The sequence below is a fragment of the Vibrio sp. 10N.222.55.C7 genome (assembly GCF_041473335.1).
GTDB classification, from domain to species: Bacteria; Pseudomonadota; Gammaproteobacteria; order Enterobacterales; family Vibrionaceae; genus Vibrio; species Vibrio crassostreae_C.
In genome coordinates this window covers 1-18,933 of sequence record NZ_JBFRSC010000022.1, presented here as the reverse complement: position 1 = coordinate 18,933, position 18,933 = coordinate 1, and the positions used below count along the sequence as shown (strand labels likewise).

Below are 18,933 nucleotides of genomic sequence, written 5' to 3'. Positions count from 1 at the left end.
AATGATGGCGATGAATTGAGTGGTGGGTGCTGTTACTGCGGTTACAAAATGATCCCAACACAAGCAAATGAATTGCTAGCGGTTAACGTTCTTTCTTCGTGAATGGTGACGCCATTTTCATCAATGTGAATGGACGTAATGCCCGCTTTAAATCGGTCTAACGCTATTATTTCTTCCTTGGTTAAATGCTTGCCATGAGTCAGGCATTCTAGACGGTTAAAGCTATATTCATCGGCGGCCATTGCTGGTTTCGAAGAATCAGAATGCTTCATGCACTCATTGCCATACAGCCAATCTTGAGCACACTCTATATTTGGCTCTAACTGGTAAGTCATATGATGGGTGACGCTTGAAAAAGAATGGGACCGGCTTGTCCATTTGTAGCTCACTTGAAAGCAATCAACCTCATCGGGAATGACGGCATACCAACCTCGACTTTTGGGGGAGGTATCTAAATAAACAGACACGTAGCGTTTGTTTGGCCAAAAGCGCTTTGTTTTTGGATTGCCGTTTGGTTTAGCCCAGTCGGGTCCTATAAATTCAAAATGAATGTCTGTTACCTTGTTGCTGGTAAGCTCAGGTGTCAGAAATATTCTGGGCGTAAATTGCAGGTATCGTTCTTTGGGATACAGAGGTAAGTTGATGTTGAGTTGGTGTTTAAGAGCGGAGCGGATCTCAGAGTGCGCTTGAGTGTAGCATTCTGACCATTCAAGATTTTTTGCCGCCTCAATGGGGGACATTCCACGTGAATATAAATAGATATAGGGTGTCCAATCTATTTTGATGTATCGGTATGGGATTTTTTTGATATGAGCTACAAACGCCTTAAACCATCCTTTCCATTCAGAGTCATATTCGTTGGTCATTTTTCCATTTAAATAATTGAAACCTTTTTGTGTAAAAGATACGCATGTTTGCGTGTCGTTGAATTCTAGATACCCCTCTGAAACCAGTTGTCCTAAGATGTCCCTTACTAACATGCCAGAGCGCGGGTAAACATCTAATGAGCGCTTTTTTACTTGTGGCTTACTCAAGTTAATTCGCTTTTCTTTCACGTGCTCTAAATAGTGATTATTTATAGGGGCCACTTGGTGATTTTTGGTGGTAGGCCAGAGCCAATCTAAAAGGTCGGAAGCATAAACAGTATTGGGACCTAGTTCTAATGTATAGGACGTCGGGGCTTTGGGTAAGGGTGGAAGATCACCTTCCTTGCCGTTCATGGCGTTTCGCTCTTCGGGAGTTAAGTTCCTTAGAATGACACAGGCAAATCCTTCAATGTTGTCGATGTGCTCTCCTAGACTTACCCTCACGCTCTGAATAAAAGGGATAATGGACACTTGGTTAAATACAATGTTATGGGCTGAGACGTGGTGCGTTACTGTCTGCGCTTTTAAGTCGTCCCAGTCGCTATAACCTATCGCTTGAGCACAAATCGATAACCATGTGTTTTTTTTAATTGGGCTGTTTGAAATAATTTCAGCATCGGTAAGTTGATTGAGAATAGTGTGTAATTGTTTTTTTAATATCGGTAAATGGTCAGAATTCAAGATGGTCTTACTTGACATGGTAATTCCTTGATAAATGAACGTAAAAAAGCCTTGCAATGGCAAGGCTTGGGACGGGGGTTGAGTGATTAATCGTGATGATAAGGCTCTAGGGTGTAACCTCTATGTTGCGTAAGCTGGATTAGTGAGTACAAGGGGTCACCAGTCGTTGCCGTCGAGCATATCGAGAACAAAGAGTGATTCGGGTTGTTTTTCAGGGGACATATCATGGTGGGTGTTTTAGTTTTTTAATCGCGCACTGTGTTGACGTTTGTGTCGGAATCTTGGTTTCATTGGTGCTCTCCATTGAGGGAAACAACGTGAGGCAAGAGTGGGTGAGGCTCTCCAAGTAGTACTAGCGTTGGAAATTTAAGTTATTAAAATGCAGTGTTTTGATCGTTCCATTCTGCAAATTTTCCCTATTAGTCTTGTTATCATATCCGCCAAAGTTGTCAATTAGCGTGATGGTGAATAACCTCAAATCCATATCATCAAGAATGCTTAGATTGCAGGATACCCACCTAACAAGGCAAAGCAAAAGCGCTGCTTATGGTCGCGATATTACTTTGCTTGTACAGCAGGAGGGGCAACAATAGAAACTCTTAAAGCATATGTAGAAAGCCAATAACACCTAACACCAGATTAAGCCGCTATCGCGACTGACGCCTTATATCCCCGCCCGATCGAGCGAGGATATAAGGCGAAATTGCTAACCTTATTGGGATCCCTTAAATTTCAATTTAAAGTCCTTCTTGACCCTAAAAAAATTATTCACGAATACGTATAGATAAGGTTCTGTTATCATCATAATCAGATGATAAACCAAGAGAATCATTGCTCCTATAACCAGTACATTCCAAATTTTGTTGATTATCGGTAAGGCAATAAGAAAACTCATAGCCGGGTAGGAGCAGCTTTATTGAAGAGATCCCTCCCCTAAAAATATCAGGGAAGTTCTCATTCGTCCCTGTCAGCAAAGGATATTGAGGTCCATGTAACTGAAGGTCCATGTAAGCGAGGCCTATAACATTATTCAAATCACGCTTTTCAATAACAAAAGAGCGATAAGAGTCATTTCTTAAATCACCAAAATAATTACTATCAGCATAGTAGATATCACATGTGCCCCCTAGGTTAGATTGAAGGCAAGCTTTCACTTGATATTGTTTATCGTGCAACCTAAGAGAAGAACTAGTAATACCTACATCCCCTAGCTCTGAAGCATTGTAAACATGGTTAAGCTGGAGCATTTCAAACAATGGAGGCTGTTGGTCTCGATGAGCAAAGAGTGTCGCTAAAGTTAATTGCGGTTGGTCAATTATCTTAACCCCACGTGTGACGTCATTGTCAGAGGCAGCTACGAGTTTTACCGTACCAGTATAGGGAAATTGACAACTGTCTTCCGTCCTTGTATTACAAAGGAGTACTTTTTTCCCTGGAGGCACAACCAAAGATGAAATTGATCGATAGAATGCCCTGTCGTAAATGTCAGTTGTATCATAGAATGCGTTAGTTCGATCAAGAGTCAACTTTTGGCCTTGAAAGTACTGATCAGTATAGAAAACAACATTTTCTGGGTATAGTTCAAGCGGACCAACCTCAAGATGGACAATAGAATCGTTCATTTCTTCGCCCACAAAATCAAGATCCAGCCCCCATACAGTCAAACAATTTGAATAATCAGTACTTTTACATAAGCGAACGTAACTTTTTGGCCCTACCTTAATCGACGAAATCTCTCCTATAGCATTTATCTCTTCAGCAGAAGACCTTCCGTAATTAAGATGGGTCAAGGATCCTTGAAAATTAATATCCTGATAGGCAAGAACAGGAAAACGTTCTAGCTGGGCATCTGTACTCCGCTTCTTAGTATATTGAGAAACACCATTCCAATTATACTCCTCTGATTCTTTACGCTCATCGTTACCCAACATTCCTTCCCAATATTGCTTGGCGACTTGTTCCGCATTGTTTCGGGCACCTACTTTTATAGTATACTTAGTTGTCTGATCTAACTGCCCCCAATAAGAAGCATTGGGAAACATAAGATATTGCTTATTTGAATTGAACTTAGCAGGATTTCTGATCTCGTTTAAAGCTTCTGCACCATATTCACTAATGAGATAATAATCGACTTCATTACTATGAGGAGATGCTTTCATTCTTGGTTCTATAAAGCCATTTGGAGTAATATCGGCGTCTGATATCCAACCACTATAGCCCTCTGAACCAATATATTTTATAAATTCTATATTTTTTTCTTGTTGTAATGTAGTAATCCTACTGTCACTTAGCGCTGAATCAATTTGATTAATACAGGTTTCTCGCTGTTGCTCCCCAGAAAAACTTTCAACATTTAAAAACCATCCTTCAAAATTCAGTCCGTCAGCCAATTCAATGAGCTTTGTCATCAAACTGACTGTCCCTAAATCTCGACAATCTTGAAAATTTCCTCCATGGGAGAGACTAGGCAAAAAGACGCTGCCATAAATCTTGACTCCTTTCACATGAGCTTCTTCAATCCATTGAGGGTCAGGGGCTAAAATTGTGCCTTCTTGAGAGCTTCCTCCCCAAAAGACCATTCCTTCAAGATAATCCCAATAATCAAATCGAACACGGTCAGGGCTAGTGATAGCGTCAGGAATTCTTTCTAATGTAGCCCTAGGACGGACTAGGGCGGTATAACGATGATTTAGCTTGTTTAAGGCAGTATCTGGATCTAGACGATCTTCTATTCTAGCCCAATGATAAACCCAAGGTTGAATAACCCCATCAACGAGAATACCAGTCTGTCTTTCTTTCGTATTTTTACTCAAGTAATCTTCATCACTCAAGATGTCATTTACAGTTAGATCCTTCAAGGAAGGAGCTGACGAGGTTGCATTATTTGGCTTATTGATAAACCAAGTGTAGGTTTTTTTCCCTTGGGCATAGGTTTGTGAACTAAAAATTAACCCTCCGATAAAAAAGATGAAAACACTCTTTATCCAAGTTCCCCATTGACGTCGTTCTCTTTGCTTTTCCATATAAAGACCTCTCTATAATTTACCCTGTACTCTGACTGAGGTTAGATTTAAGGTGGTTTATGATTTATAGAAAATATAATTACCCCTATTTAGTAGACGCCTTAAAAATAATCTTATATATTAAATTATTCATTATTTATATAAATTGCTCTTCTATCATCTCATGGTAATATTTAGCTATTTTCCCTTTCATCATTCAGATATATCGTCCATCCCGATATCTTGAGATATCGCCGACTCTTCGAGATCTTGTTGAGCGCGCTTTTGATAGTGACCGTCTGATTTGAGATTTTCTGCATCATCATTGACAAGATTTTTGACCGTTTTGCTTTGCGTGGCTTCTTTGATTTGGGCTGTCTCGAGCTTCATCTCTTCTGCAGTGTCAAATTGCTCTGATTGGCGGGTTGAGAGAGCATTACGCTCTTCTTCACTAAGGAAAAGCCCTGGAGCAACACACTCACAGTAAACGGCTTCTTGGTATGCTTTAATCATCGCTGGAGATAGGGTGTGTTCACGTTTGATAAAGGCTGGTGTCACATCTCGCATCTTATCAAAGTGCAACTCTAATTGAGTGATAAAGCTGCTTCCTGGTACGCGAAGGTAACATTGTAAATCATCCATGGCTTGGATTTCACTGCTAGAGACAACAGGGCGGGTGACGGTTTGGTGACCAATCGATACCCCATCACGCAACGCATTTGCACCGTAAGAAATGTTCTCTCTTGAGACGTCCACCTCTTGCTCACCCAAATCTTTGGATGAGATTTGCGCCATCTGCGCTGATGGGGCGCGAAAGTAAAAGCGAGAGTTGAGTAAATCAAAAATAACGTCCGCGGTATTTTTTCCGTAGGTTTTCACGAGCTGCGCATAAGACTGGAGACCAATCACATAACAGCCCCCAAACTTACGCACTTCTGAAATGATGTTATCCAGCTCAGGCAGTTTATGCAGACTAGGCATCTCATCCATAATCACCCAGATACGGCGGTCTTCATCGGCTTTGAGTCCCAAAATAGCGTTAGAGGCAATGGCAAGCCAAGTTGAAATTAAAGGACGCAGTGAAGCGTGTTGCTGCGCGTTACTGGATAAGAATAAAAAGCCTTTTTGTTTATCATCTTGTACCCAAGCGGTGATGGAAAACGGCTTGCGTTTGGGTTGACCTTGACCGTCTTTTTCATCCAGTCCATCTAAAAAGCGCAGACTCTTAATGTAAGTGGCCAAAACGGACTTAATCGAGATGGCGGTCTTTTTGATGTCCTTGGAGACTAGGGAAGCAGACTCTGTGCCTTGCAGGAAGTTACCCAACGCTTCGAGCTCTGAGGTTAAAATTAGGCTGAGCAATCGAGCGGTCGAGCAGGGCTTATTATCTTTACTCATGCGATACGCCGCACTAGAAAAGATAGTCCGTGCGGAATCAACCCAGAACGGATCACCTTCACCATGTTGCGGGATAAGCGCGTTCGCAATGTTTTCAAAATCAGGGGCATCCTTAGCATCACACCAGACATCCCAATTGGCGCAGCGTTCATCGAAGGGGTTGAGTAAGGTATCTTGGCTAGGGTCAAAGAACTTACTGGTAAAGGTGCAGCCTTTATCATAAATAATGGCTTTATCCCCACGTTTACGTATCCAGCGCAGGAGTTTACGAAGCATGACGGATTTACCTGCCCCTGTGGTGCCGTCGATGAGCATATGCTGAACTTCAAACTCACGCTTAAACAAGGCCAGCCCATCCACTTTGAAATCAGAAATCCGTCCGTTGCCTACACCCTGTCTTTTGAGTTTCTTTGCCCGTTTTTTCAAATCATTTGTGAGCACTTTGGGTTCTGCGTATTGAAAGCCTCGAACGTGGAAATCTTCACTTTGCTTTTCGCCTTGTCGTTTAAAGAAACTCATGGCGAGCATCAAAATAGCGAAGGCAATACAGATGGCAATTAAGAAGTTGATTTGTGCTTGGCGAATGACGTCATCATAAAGGCTGATGAGTTGGGTATTTTCCAGTTGGGAGGCGAGCGTGCCAACGTAGCGTTTTCCACTCCAGAACGTCGTGACTTCGCTGTTAAGATTGTGCCCAAAGCTGGCATAGATATGATTGCGCCAGTAGTAGAACACAGACCAAAAGGCGTTATCGGGCGCGCGTAGCCAGGTAAGAACGCCAGTGAGCGCTATCACCGACCAAATGGCGGCGTAGACTAAGGTATTGTTGACTTGAAAGAACATCCGAATGGAGTGAAAAGTAATTTGTCCGCCACGGGTAAAGTGGTTGCCGGACGCGCGTTTAGGTCTAGGCATCGTGGTTCCTTGAGAGTGAAATGCAGTGCTTTTTTAGGTAATTACCTGCGTATGCAGATGAGCTGGCCAACAATTGAACGGTTGTTGGCTAATGGTATTGCGGTGTAGGGCTCTGATATGAAAAAAATTTACGCATGCCGAAGGTAAGTCACGGATGTTCACCTCTCCGACGGGGTGGGGGTCTAGAGCCCCGACATGCTGGCAAAACTTGGGTGGTTTATTTCCTTGCGCTGATAATCCTCACGGTCTCGAATGTGGTCAGCGTTATGCTCGAAACCTTCAAAGCAATCCTGATTACTCTTTTTAAGAAGAAAAGCGAAATTGGTCTCTGTGTAATAGAGATGGTGAGCTTTATGTTGATGATGGGCATCACCGGACAGGGATTGGTCGAGTGTTTTTAGAAACGAATGGCTTTGAGCTTATGATTAAAAATGTCCTCGTTGCTTATTGCGCTGGACAGTTATCCATCGTATTCGTATTTTCCCGCGTCGGCTGATTTCAAGGCGATTTCATGGTAAATTTGTCAGAATGATAAAGTTCCTTAATGACCTTCAACTTCTATGAATGACCAACTAACCCCAATCAACAAAGACCATTTAAAAAAACTTATCCGAGCAGAACTGGAACCGACATGGTTTGATAAACAATCAGTTAGCCCTGATATGTCTTGGGTGACTCCTGCTGTGTTTGAAATATTGTTTACTGAGTTGATAACTCATACGCGCGGTAATCAGTCTAAGGCTGCTAGGGTTTTAGGGATTAACAGAGGTAATTTCACCAAAAAGTTAAATCAGATCACAACTCGTGAATTTGGATAGGATGAGAGCTTATAAGTAGGTATCCGCCTATTGGTACCCTAACGAGGGTGCAGAGATTAACCAACCCCCATGACCTCTCAAGAAATCAATGGCAGTTGCTCTAATTTTCGCTTCAAGGAGCACTGGCGGTAATCTACTCCAATTGCAAAGTAACCATCATTGGGCTCTTTTAGAAGTCAACGAATATACCCGCCTCTTAGTGTCGCGATAAGTTTTATAATTGGCGCTTTTTACTTCAATTTGAAAACAATTATCGGCATTTTTAGGTGATTTCGATCTATTTGGTACCATGAGCATAAACTCAACCGACGAAGGTTTTAGACAGGTTACGCCCCAACTTTGTGGATAACTGCTTTAATTTGTTATAAAAAAATAATGTTAGGTTGGAATTTAACGAAGCAAGCAAAACGGAAGGCCAAATTAACCATGGAAAAGATAATTCACTACGATATTCTCAAGGTTAAAGTTAGAAGCGATAAAGAAAGCACTCGACTGACCAGCCAATGGGATCAGGTTCTACAAATCTGTCGTGACAAACCACTCGGAGAGATCGCGAGAGCAAGATTAGCGTTTAACCTTGTCGATTACATCACAAGTGAAGATCTACCTTTTCGCTTATTCATCACACGCGCACCACAAGCTATGGCCACCATAGGCGAGGAAACACGAGTGTATAAAGAGCATCGAGTTATTAATGGTAAACAAAGCGGAATGATTTACGCCAAAAGCGAACAAATGTTACCAAGAGAAATCCACTATACGAATGAGTTTGTGGCAACCCGCTACGTTGCTGGGACAAAAACACCACTCTCTGCCACCTCCCTCGTTGATTGCCTCAAGGCTGGAGATGTCATAACACCACTCGATGGCATCTTGTTTTTAGGCTGTAAACGAATCGCCAGTGATATAGCACGTCTTAAAAAAATCGAACCCACCATGAACATCGAAATGAAACGTATCGAAGTATCAGACAACTTCACAGGCACAACAAGAAAGATGGCAAGTTACGAATGAATAACGAGGCGTAAACGATTGCCGCATGCTTTAACATGACAGATATAACTGAAACTAATCTTCGGACAATTCCGAGTTATGAATCATAGAACACTCTGACCTTTCGAATTACTTCTAATATTATAATCATTCAGCTAGCCTACATCTGGCTGACCAATTCCTCTCATACACTACATATTGAAGTACTATGATTAAAGATAGTTAAGCATGCGTTGATAGACCTTGAACTAGGCCGCCTATGAGCACTAAGTCCAACGATAATGTGACACTCTCTTTCTTTCGAATATTTCGAATGTTGACTTTTTTCGAATATTTCGGATAATGTCATGGTGAGAAGATTTGTATACCATGACATCAGAAACTAAAAACTAGAGAGAAACACGATGAATACTGCTACAAAATTGCCAAGCGCTGAAGAAATGGCACTGGCTAAGCTTGGTAGCCAAGAGTTGTCAGCCGTTATAGAAATTAATGGTGAAGCTCAAAGGATTAACGTTGTCGATAAGTCTGGTAAGACTCACGAAGTAACTATTCCAGCAAGCGCATTAAATATGATGATCGAGATGCTTACTCAATTAGGTCAAGGCAACTCTGTTAGCATCACACCTATTCATGCGGAACTCACAACGCAAGAAGGTGCTGATATGCTAAACATGTCTCGTCCTACTTTCATTAAGCTTCTTGATTCAGGTGATATTCCGTTTAGCCGTACTGGCAACCGTAGAAAGGTAGCTTATACTGATCTTATGGAGTACAAGAACTGCCTAGAAGAGAACAGACTAGCTGCTCTTGCTGAACTATCTGCATTAGACCAAGAAATGGATATGGGATATTAATGGCGTCATATACGGTAATTCTAGACGCATGTGTAATGTACCCAGCTCCACTCCGAAGCTACCTAATGTACTTGGCCAATACTGGCCTGTTTAGAGCGCGATGGACAGAACAGATACATGATGAATGGACTCGAAATCTACTGAAAAATAGGCCAGAGCTAAATGCAGAACAACTGCAAAGAACTCGACAGTTAATGAACGCAAATGTTCCAGACTGCTTGATTGAAGGGTATGAGTCTTTAATTGATGGCCTTACTTTACCCGATGTTGATGATAGACATGTTGTAGCTGCCGCCATTAAAGGTCAGGCTGAGTCTATCATTACGTTCAACCTAAAAGACTTTCCTTCTTGCGAACTCGAGCCTTTAGGTCTAACAGCAATACATCCAGACGAGTTCCTGTGCGATATGTTCGAATTGGACAGTAGCGCATGCGTTAAGGCTGCTCAGCAACAAAGAGCTTCATTAAAAAGGCCACCAATGAGCCAAGATGAGTTCTTAGCTTGCTTACAAAAGCAGAGACTCCCAAGCTTCATCTCACACTTAAAGAGCTTCAAATTGATGCTTTAACTTTGAATTAGTAGATTTTAAACTAGGCCGCTGATTGCGGCCTTTTTGTATACACTCATTCGCGTCTGAAATGTGTTTACTATTTAGCTGTACTCTCCCCGATATTTAAGAGAGCATCATTCGATGTTCTCTTATCTTTTTAACACTTTTGGCATATAAGAAAAAGTACGGTGATTTCAGTAGCGTGATCTGCTACTGAGTAATTACGTTAACGCAGAAAAGGGCACTTTCGAGTTAGAAAGTGCCATAGGTAAAAATTCAGCCTGTGAAGGTTTTGGACAAAACCGGTGTTTCTCCCGTCATTTTCTACTCTTATTTGTGCCGTATACCCTTTGATAATACCGGTTTTTTCAAGTCTGTTGATGCGTTCAGCGACTGCTGTTCGCGACAAGCCGATGTTGCGAGAAAGATTAGCAATCGATTCTCGCCCATTGGAGAGTAGATTCGAAAGAATTTTACGATCTAGTTTGTCTAAGCCTTGTAAACTAATGTTGGACATCATGTGTTCTGCCTTTTCTGAATTATTATTGTATTTGTATTTGTATTTGTATTTTTACTATATGGCTTCGGGTAGAGTGAAGTTATACAGCTCCGCTAACGTAAACGGGTTTTTCTGAGTCAAAGGAGTGATTCGCAAGCTCAGATCTCTGCCTGATACTTTTATATCACTCACGAAGCTACCGTTATGGGTATTTGTTAACGTTGAGTCACCAAATAACCGATAGATAGCCCATTGACCATTCTTGCTCAGTACATGTTGTTTACCTTCGTCTGTTACATCTTGAATTGTTATACTGATATTGAAATCTCCATTTTGAGGAGGCCACTCAAGTTCACGAATTCTGCTGGGACCATGGTAATAGTTGATATTTGAGTCCGCTATTTTTAAGCTTGCTCTGATCGCACTCGAATCCAGATCAAGTACCTTCGCACTAAATGGAAGGTACAAACGGTTTGTACTCTTGTTGATTAGTGTATCTCTGATGACATTGTAATTTCTTAACTGAACAAGTAGTTCTGGTGAGAGAGGCATAATTTCACCTTCTACTTGTTTTGGCGTCCATAGGTTTGTGTCATAAAAAGGAGCGAAATTTTTATCGATAAATGCATCAAGCAAGCCTCCCGATGCGAAAAGCAGCTCAAAGTCTTCGATCGAAATTTCTTCTGTTGCACTTAGATCAAAAGGGTACCTTCCTAAACCTAACTCTTTGAACTTAGAATAGATCTCACTATACCAAAGAGTCTGTATTCCTTTTGATGATTCAGAAATCATCACGGACCAGCTCTGGTTAACTACGTCTAAAAGCCAACTTCTTACTGGCTCAGGAGATTTTTGTGCAATTTGTTTTAAACGAATCAGAGGATCGGCATCCGTACTACTCATCCGGTGTTGTGCTGCAGACAACGCTGCCATTTGAGGGGCCGGTGCGTCTGCTATATCTTTCATATACGTACGAACTCTGCTCAGTGCAGTTATCGTTTCATCCCATGGTGTAGGGGAGTTAGGGGTTTCGTTAATTTGTAATTGATTCAAGATGTGGAAAGCTTGTTCAACTCTTTTCATCAACAAGTAGTCAGGTTGAACAAGTTCTTCAACGAGTTCTGGTGCTGCATTTACGGCACCAGCAAGTTTAGGGTTAACCTGGGCCATTAATGCATTCTGTTGTCCAACCGGGGAAAACTGAGTGTTTGTATAAACTTGTTTTAGAACGGTTGTCATAGGAGAAGAGGGACCAGAGATCAGATCAATGGCGTTAGTAATCTCCCCTATATTGTTATAACGCTTTACTTTTAGTTCGCTTAAAGCATTTCGCCAATAACTGATGTAGTCATCCGTATATTTTTTTCTTACTTGCTTCTTGAATGTCTCTTGTTCTTTGTCTGTTGGGATTACGTGGTTTGACAAACCCAATACCCAGTTGTCGGTGATGACTTGTTGCGACATTAAATCGACGCGAGGGCGGTAAAACGTACTGAAGCCTGTAGATGTGTAAACTTTATCGATTTCTAATCGTTGAGGATCCAAGTTGTCGTTGAAGACATTATTAAAGTCGAAACCGACTGCTCGCTGTAAATTCAAAGTGCCTAAATCAATGTCACCTGCTTGTTGTAACAAGCTGGCGTACACAAGATCTACATTTGAACTAGAGAGTAGAGAACGTCTTGTCGCACGCACCATATTCATGTTGATCGATACAGGTTCAAAATCAGTGCGGAAATATGCGTCCAAATATTTCATCACTGTCGTGATCGTGTCTGGTTGATCACTGAGTTTTTGGAGCGTTGACATCGTTTGCTGACGTAGAAATTTTATCTCGCGTTTTGTAGGATCATTCAACATTAAGTAACCTTTTAGTAAAGGCAGTGCATTATTAACGTTGTCTTGATTTTGTGTTAGTTGCAAACGATAACCTTGCTCAATTACTGGCATTAAGTGGTTTCTAATTTGCATTATGAGGGCGTTATAAGCGATTTTCGTACTTTCATCGAGACGACTTACATTCATATTCACAAGTTCATTATCTAGCGCTTGTGAGCCACTAAGCCATGCTTGATAAGATGGTTGTACAGTTTGGATCGCACTTGAAAGAGAACTTTCAAAAGAATTGCCTTTTGGGTAAGACGATTGTGAATCATCTATACCAATAAGCTGACTAATCACTCTCAGGTTGTCATCTAAAGTCGTTGAAAACAGGTAAGCACCACTACCTAGTAAAATAATGGAAGCTGCAACGGCTAGACGGCTCTGCCTCTGGATCATCCTAAGGTAAGTCTTGTTTTCACCTGCGAAATCAGATTCAGGCAGGATCTGAGAGTCCATTAAGAAACGCGTAAAATAGGGCGTTTCTGTTAACTGAGTATGTTCCGACGCAATGATCGGCAAGTTAAAGTAGTTGCTGCAACTCTTAGCTAATAGGTTGTATTTTCTACCACCTTGGATATTCGATATAAAAAACACTTCACGGATATCAAGAGAATAAGACCCAGTATTGAGTTCTGAAAGTCGTTCTATCACAGAAGCAATTTCAGACTGACACAATTCGAATTGTTTAGGGAATGCTAATATGGCTTGCTTCTCGTTAACTTCATTAGAGTGAGACGACGAATCTAACGCATTGCTCTCCATTACTTTTACTAAATTACGGAAGCTATCATGGTAGTACTCAACAAATACACCTTTAGCTTCCTTTAATGGAATTGATAGAAATTCAACCGAGGTCTTTAAAGAACTAAAGTGTATGTATTCCTTAAATCCTTCTAGCTTGTCGAGCTTAGACATCATTAAATATAAAGGGATCGCTGAAGATGTTTTTTCACTTACTGATTCTAATCGATGGTTAAGCGCGGTTAACGTGTAATCGATTTGTTCGGTTTCAGAGACAATTAGAAATTCAAAATCGATAAAAAACAAGCAACCAGAAAATGGCTTTCTAGGCTTGTGTTTAATGACCTCATCTACAAATGTGTTCCACAGAGCGCTATCGTTACTTGATACTTCTTGAAACAATAGGCGTTGATCCGGTTTGATATACACGGCGGAGTCTGACTCATACCATTCGAAAAAATCATTCTTTGCAGTACGAGTCTGATCCATTGGCTTGATTGCACTGGAGTTAAGTAGAAACTGAGTTCGACCCGCGTATTTATTGCCAATCATTAAATAGATTGGCTTTTTATTGGAACCAGAAAGAAGCGGACGGATGACCATGGCTAATGCTTCTTCTTCTGTTTCCAGCATTAGGGCTTTAGTGTTGTTTTTCTTTTTTAGCCACAACGTTACCTGAAACAACGAATAGAAAATTGTTATAGCACCTAAAGCAATCCATAGGTAAAACTTGTCTGTTATATCTAGCCAAAGGATATAGATTGCAGCGATCGTAGCAGCAAGAAAGAGGAAAATGGCCGTTGATATAACAACAGGGTTCCTCATTAGTTTGTGTTTTAACATAAGCCTATTTCGTTGTTTTGAGTTTGTTGTAATACCGAGTCTTAAGACGGTTTTATGAGTTTTACGGTTTATTTGCTGACAGATCTGATTCTAAGGTTTTTATTTTGTGTAAATAGACGTTCAGTATCCGAAGAGATTTCTGTAGTTCTTTTTGTTGTTGTTCTTTTTCTGCATATTCAATGCGGCCAATCAATGGAAAAAGAGAGTTACTGTACTCATAAGCTCGTGCTGTCTTTTTACTTTCACTTCCTCTAATTACATTCGCAAATACAGTCCTGGCGTTAGAAAAGCGTCGGTGAAGTTGGGCGTAATCTGTGTTTAACTTTTCTTGTTCATTGGTGAACTCTTGGCGTAATCGTAGAATAGAAGACGAGTCCGGATACAGCTTGGTCAAATCAAGCGTCAATCGGTCTAAAATATCGATCTGATACACTTTGATTGGATCGGCAACCCAACCTTTCATTAGTGTGTCTAATTGGTTTACGACATTAGGTCTAACATCTTGAGAAATAGGAGCATATTCATATCTTAATGAATGTGCTATTTCATTAAGTTGTGAGATATCAGATGTGATGATTTGTTTAGTCAGATCTTTTAGTTGGTATTGCTTATAAAAGAAGTGAGAGGACAATGCTAAAGCAAGAAATCCGGCTAACAGGTAGACGACTAAATAATTAGAGGGTGTTTTATCGTCGACTTTCGATGTTGTTGCAGATTGCTTATTTGACACATCAATTTTAATGGTTGATGGTTGAGCCACTGGTGTTGGTTGTTTATTTTCTTCTGGAGCTCGGTACTTTCGTTGATTCTCTGCTTCGCGCAGGTTTGCTTCGGTCTCTTTATGTTCATCAACCCATTGCTTTAAGATTCGACGTACCCCACCTAATGAAGGTGCTTTTATACCGTAATGTAGTCTTAGTTCTTCTTCAATTCTCATACATAAGCGATGGCAAGTTTCGATCAGCAGTACGTCGTCGGGGTTTGTTTTAATCGACTTTATTCGTTTTTCTGTGTGTTCAACCATCCAGTCTATCGCTCCAATCCTTGCGTTTGATTTTGTAACTTCTGGATATGCGGTAAACCAATAAACGACGCATAAGTCCAGAATAGAACTGAGTCCTTCAGCTAAACCTTTTAAGCCATCATTATGTGTTGCTGCGACAGTAAAGTAGCAACTACAACGGAAATCTTTGCTGTTTTTCGAAAGTATCGTTTTTGAAAGAGACTGAACCTTTTTCCAAGAGACTCTCCCTGTCACCTTATTAAGGTTATTAATTTGACGTTTTATCTCTGTAAAATCATCTAATGCGTTTGGGTTAGTTCCGCTAGGCTTTTCTTCGTCAATAGGCCGTCTTGTGAAATCTGAGGAGAACATAATCTTGATATCCAACTGTATATATAACGAAATCGAAATTTAGCGATAACTAATAAATTTAGCCTCGCTTGTTTTTTATTTATATTTTTCAAGGATTCTATAGTCAAACAGAATAATTTGAATGTTAAAAGATTTGAAAAGTTCTTAATTTCAGCACTATGTGACGTTATTCACAAAAAGATCAAAAATTTAACAATTTACGACTAGGCTTTATAAAATTTCAGTGATGAAAGTCACATTTATGGTCTTTTTGGGGAGAAATAATATGAATCTAACTATTCCTACGTGTGGTTCTTTATTGATTAATAACGGTGTTTTTCAAGGTAGTTGTCATCATTTGCTTACTTATTAAGCAGCTTCTCTTTCTGGATTTAGGTGAACGTCACCAACAGGTTCACAGTTTCTGATATCACCAGGCCAGCGTTCAGGGTTTAGCTCTTTTGCAGCGAGTAGTACCTCCGCTCGGCGCTTCAAGATCTCTTTATCTTTTCCATTGTGACGCTCTGAAGGCGTGACATAATTCAGCTTACTGTGCTTGTGCTCCGTGTTGTACCAGCGTACGAAGGCTTCAACCCAACTTCGACTACTGTCGATTGTTTCAAAGCCCTTTGTTGGCCAGCTTGGCATGTACTTTACCGTGCGGAACAATGACTCAACAGACGGGTTATCATCACTGACTCTTGGGCGACTATACGATGAAGTAATACCTAACTCTTCCATTTTTGCTTTGAACGTCAACGACTTCATCGGCGCACCATTATCTGAGTGAAGAACCAGTGCTTGATTGAAGCACTGCTCTCGCATCAACGTTCGTTGCAGAAGTTGTGACGCTAGCTCACCGCATTCATGCTCATACACTTCATAACCAACAATTTTTCGACTGTAGATGTCCTCAATGACATACAGGTAATAGTGTTGGCCTCGAACCTTTGAAGGTAAGTAAGTGATATCCCACGTATAGACTTGGTTTGAGTCCGTCGCTGTGTAACTGGTTGGCTTCGCTTGCTTCTGTCTGCTCCGCTGACGACCTCGCTTGTGAAGTTGCCCCTGCGTACTCAGTACTCGATAGTAGCTCGACTCAGAGGAGATATACTCACCTCTATCAAGCAGTGTCGGGACGATTTGAGTTGGAGGCAAGCTTGCGAACTCAGAGCGGTTACACACCTCGACAATCGCATCACGCTCTTCCTGAGACAGCTTGTTAGCAGGCTCAGGTCTGATGCATATTGGCCTTTTGTCAGCTTGAACTTCTCCTTGCTGATACCAGCGACGATAGGTTCTCAAGTCAATTTGAACTTCATGGCAAGCTAGCTGTAAACGGCATCCGCATTGCTTCGCTTCAAGGATTAGAGTCACTATGGTCTGCCTTTCATCGGTTGAGGTTAGTCGTCCTCTGGCTCTTCCCCGTAAAAGGCTCTCAGCTTTTTTCTTAGTACCAAGAGGGCGGCCGTTTCAGCGAGTGCTTTTTCTTTGAGTCGTAAATCTTTCTTCAAATCTTTGATTTCAAGTTTGTCAGCTTTAGCCTGCTTCTTTGCTTCAGCTTCCTGCTCTTTACTCGACTTAAACCCTTGCATACATTCGCTGCGCCAACTTTGGATTTGTTCAGGGAAAAGACCTTTTTCACGACAATATTGGCTGAGTTCACTTTCGGTCATCGAGTAAGTCTCGGCAACAATGGCGAGTTTAGTTTGAGCAGACCACTGCTCTGATGAAGTGTTGCTATTTGGCACGGCGGCTCCTGAACCTCTGAGTTGCTGGCGCCAATGATACAGGGTCGCAGTGCTAATTCCTTCCTCTTCCGACACTTCTTTCACTGACATCGAATAGGGAGGTAATAGCTTCTTCAAGATAGCTTCTTTTCTTTCTACTGAGATACGAGACACAATTACTCTTTATCGCCCAAACTGGTTAAATTTTAACAGTGACAACTACCCTGCCAGATAGGGAAACCTTGCCAGTGCCTTTTCTAAATTAGAAAACCATCAATAACTACAGGTATGGCAAATTTACTTGTGAAGTGCTAGTGCGGTGAGTAGCATCGCGCTAGCAAAAGTATTGGGTTAGGTGCGCACTAAGTGCCGTTAAATTAAATTAAGGCAAAATCACACACATCTAAAACCTGATCTATACTCATAATGCAGTAAAGATTAGCTTTCATGACACTCTCTAAGAAAAAGCCTCCCGATTGGGAGGTTTTTTTTGCATCTAAATCTGGGTTCGCACTAAGTGTCGTTATGGTAAATGTGTATTCAGCAACGTTAAATACTACTGTGAAACTACCTCCCCCTCTCTACGCGCCATAACGTATTAAGAGCCAACGTAATGGAAAGGAGGAGGCTTCCACGGATACCGAAATAATGAGCTTTTCAAGCTCACGCTATGCTTACCTTGCCATAAATAACAGGGTTTAGCATGAACGCTAATTGATCAAAAAACCATCATACCTCAACGCTAATTTGGGGTACGTTAATAATTATTAACATTAGTGATAGCAGAAGATAAAGTTGTTGTTTTGTACTTCCAATAAGTAATTTTAGTTGCTTGATTTTTTCCAACATTTCCAAAGTAACTTTCCCAAGCATCGCTACTTGTTAGTAACTCAGAAAACATATTACTCAAATCGCTAGTTGTCCAAACCTTTTTATAACCTTTAGTCCCTGTAGGAGCTGGACTTTTCTTATTTACATAATTATCTACTTTGTACTTATCTTCATAAGCCATAAAAATAGTGTATACAACACCTTGAGGCGCTGATTGTTTATACCATGGAACAACTACAAAATGGTGAACAGCTGACCCCATTAAAAAATGCCACACTTCTGTTTCTGAGTTTGCTCCGGAAAAAGCAAGAGCCGTATTTATTTGACTCTGCATATTTCCTTTATTTTCAATAACAGAACCATTGCCAGAATCGTTCTGAACAGAACCGTAAACAGCACGACTAAATTCAACTGGTACAGATGGGCAATTACTCAATTGCATCAGTTTTGAATTATTCTCTATAGCTAAAATTAGATCTTCACCTGTGTTACTCATATTTTGCTCCGTTAAACGTATAAATCGGGAATAAAAACCAGCCAAATATACTGTATATAAAAACAGCATTCAACCAGGGGCAAGGCCGCTATTTAGTTTATAAAATGGCGCTCCTTATCCTTATAGTAAAGAACACTTAATATCCCTGTGATCATCCTCATCGGGCGAGGTTTTACTGCGAAATTGCTAATTCTTATTGACGCAAGTTTTAGATTGCGGAGGACGGCTTTAAAATTGTTGCAACACAACCTCACAAAAATCGGTGTTTATTATTACTATTTGGTAAATGTGCGAGTTTGCTATCAGAAACAGCCCTCAGACCACCTCAAACGCTCTTAGCGAAGATTTTAGACACTTGATCAAGGCGGTATGCTTCCATAACGCCTTGTAAGTTTGTGACGCTTTAAGATCGGTTTGTAGAGCAAAAGTCATCGAGTTGCTTTGAACTAAGAACGGCGTTGTTGATCAAATCAG

11 protein-coding genes and 2 pseudogenes are annotated in these 18,933 nt (G+C 40.9%); 5 read left to right on the top strand and 8 right to left on the bottom strand.

The window, feature by feature from the left end:
- Nucleotides 1-41: 41 nt before the first annotated feature.
- Nucleotides 42-1,565, bottom strand: a complete 1,524-nt coding sequence (locus AB4482_RS09185; protein WP_102533714.1) for a hypothetical protein — start codon at nt 1,563-1,565, stop codon at nt 42-44.
- 404 nt (nt 1,566-1,969) lie between these two features.
- Between AB4482_RS09185 and tnpA the strand changes: the two are divergent.
- Nucleotides 1,970-2,172, top strand: a pseudogene (tnpA, locus tag AB4482_RS09180) (IS200/IS605 family transposase); the annotation flags it as partial.
- Nucleotides 2,173-2,311: 139 nt separating this feature from the next.
- On the opposite strand, the gene AB4482_RS09175 reads toward tnpA, so the two are convergent.
- Complete coding sequence (locus tag AB4482_RS09175; protein ID WP_102428832.1) at nt 2,312-4,570, bottom strand: endo-beta-N-acetylglucosaminidase; 2,259 nt, start codon at nt 4,568-4,570, stop codon at nt 2,312-2,314.
- 192 nt (nt 4,571-4,762) lie between these two features.
- On the bottom strand, nt 4,763-6,862 hold the full coding sequence (gene traD, locus AB4482_RS09170; RefSeq protein ID WP_102561054.1) for a type IV conjugative transfer system coupling protein TraD: 2,100 nt from the start codon (nt 6,860-6,862) through the stop codon (nt 4,763-4,765).
- Between the two features lie 560 nt (nt 6,863-7,422).
- Here traD and AB4482_RS09165 point away from each other — a divergent pair.
- From AB4482_RS09165 to AB4482_RS09150, 4 genes are all read left to right on the top strand, one after another.
- A complete protein-coding gene (locus AB4482_RS09165; protein WP_016800114.1) occupies nt 7,423-7,680 on the top strand; it encodes a helix-turn-helix domain-containing protein in 258 nt (85 codons plus the stop codon).
- Nucleotides 7,681-8,055: 375 nt separating this feature from the next.
- Nucleotides 8,056-8,694 (top strand): hypothetical protein, encoded by a 639-nt coding sequence (locus AB4482_RS09160; protein ID WP_017101949.1) that lies wholly within the window; start codon nt 8,056-8,058, stop codon nt 8,692-8,694.
- A gap of 383 nt (nt 8,695-9,077) precedes the next feature.
- Nucleotides 9,078-9,530 (top strand): helix-turn-helix domain-containing protein, encoded by a 453-nt coding sequence (locus tag AB4482_RS09155; RefSeq protein WP_048667525.1) that lies wholly within the window; start codon nt 9,078-9,080, stop codon nt 9,528-9,530.
- On the top strand, nt 9,530-10,099 hold the full coding sequence (locus AB4482_RS09150) for a PIN domain-containing protein (protein ID WP_017098631.1): 570 nt from the start codon (nt 9,530-9,532) through the stop codon (nt 10,097-10,099). Before AB4482_RS09155 ends, AB4482_RS09150 begins: the two co-directional genes overlap by 1 nt.
- 292 nt (nt 10,100-10,391) lie before the next feature.
- On the opposite strand, the pseudogene AB4482_RS09145 reads toward AB4482_RS09150, so the two are convergent.
- From AB4482_RS09145 to AB4482_RS09125, 5 genes and pseudogenes are all read right to left on the bottom strand, one after another.
- Nucleotides 10,392-10,601, bottom strand: a pseudogene (locus tag AB4482_RS09145) (Lrp/AsnC family transcriptional regulator); the annotation flags it as partial.
- A 54-nt stretch (nt 10,602-10,655) separates the two neighbouring features.
- Nucleotides 10,656-14,048 (bottom strand): type VI secretion system membrane subunit TssM, encoded by a 3,393-nt coding sequence (tssM, locus tag AB4482_RS09140; RefSeq protein ID WP_372153452.1) that lies wholly within the window; start codon nt 14,046-14,048, stop codon nt 10,656-10,658.
- A 61-nt stretch (nt 14,049-14,109) separates the two neighbouring features.
- On the bottom strand, nt 14,110-15,423 hold the full coding sequence (locus tag AB4482_RS09135) for a type VI secretion system ImpA family N-terminal domain-containing protein (RefSeq protein ID WP_102429258.1): 1,314 nt from the start codon (nt 15,421-15,423) through the stop codon (nt 14,110-14,112).
- Nucleotides 15,424-15,771: 348 nt separating this feature from the next.
- A protein-coding gene (locus AB4482_RS09130; protein ID WP_372180818.1) for an IS3 family transposase occupies nt 15,772-17,306 on the bottom strand; the annotation gives its coding sequence in 2 pieces (ribosomal slippage) (nt 15,772-16,853 and nt 16,853-17,306; 1,536 coding nt in all).
- 583 nt (nt 17,307-17,889) lie between these two features.
- Complete coding sequence (locus AB4482_RS09125) at nt 17,890-18,459, bottom strand: hypothetical protein (protein ID WP_016799065.1); 570 nt, start codon at nt 18,457-18,459, stop codon at nt 17,890-17,892.
- Nucleotides 18,460-18,933: the final 474 nt, after the last annotated feature.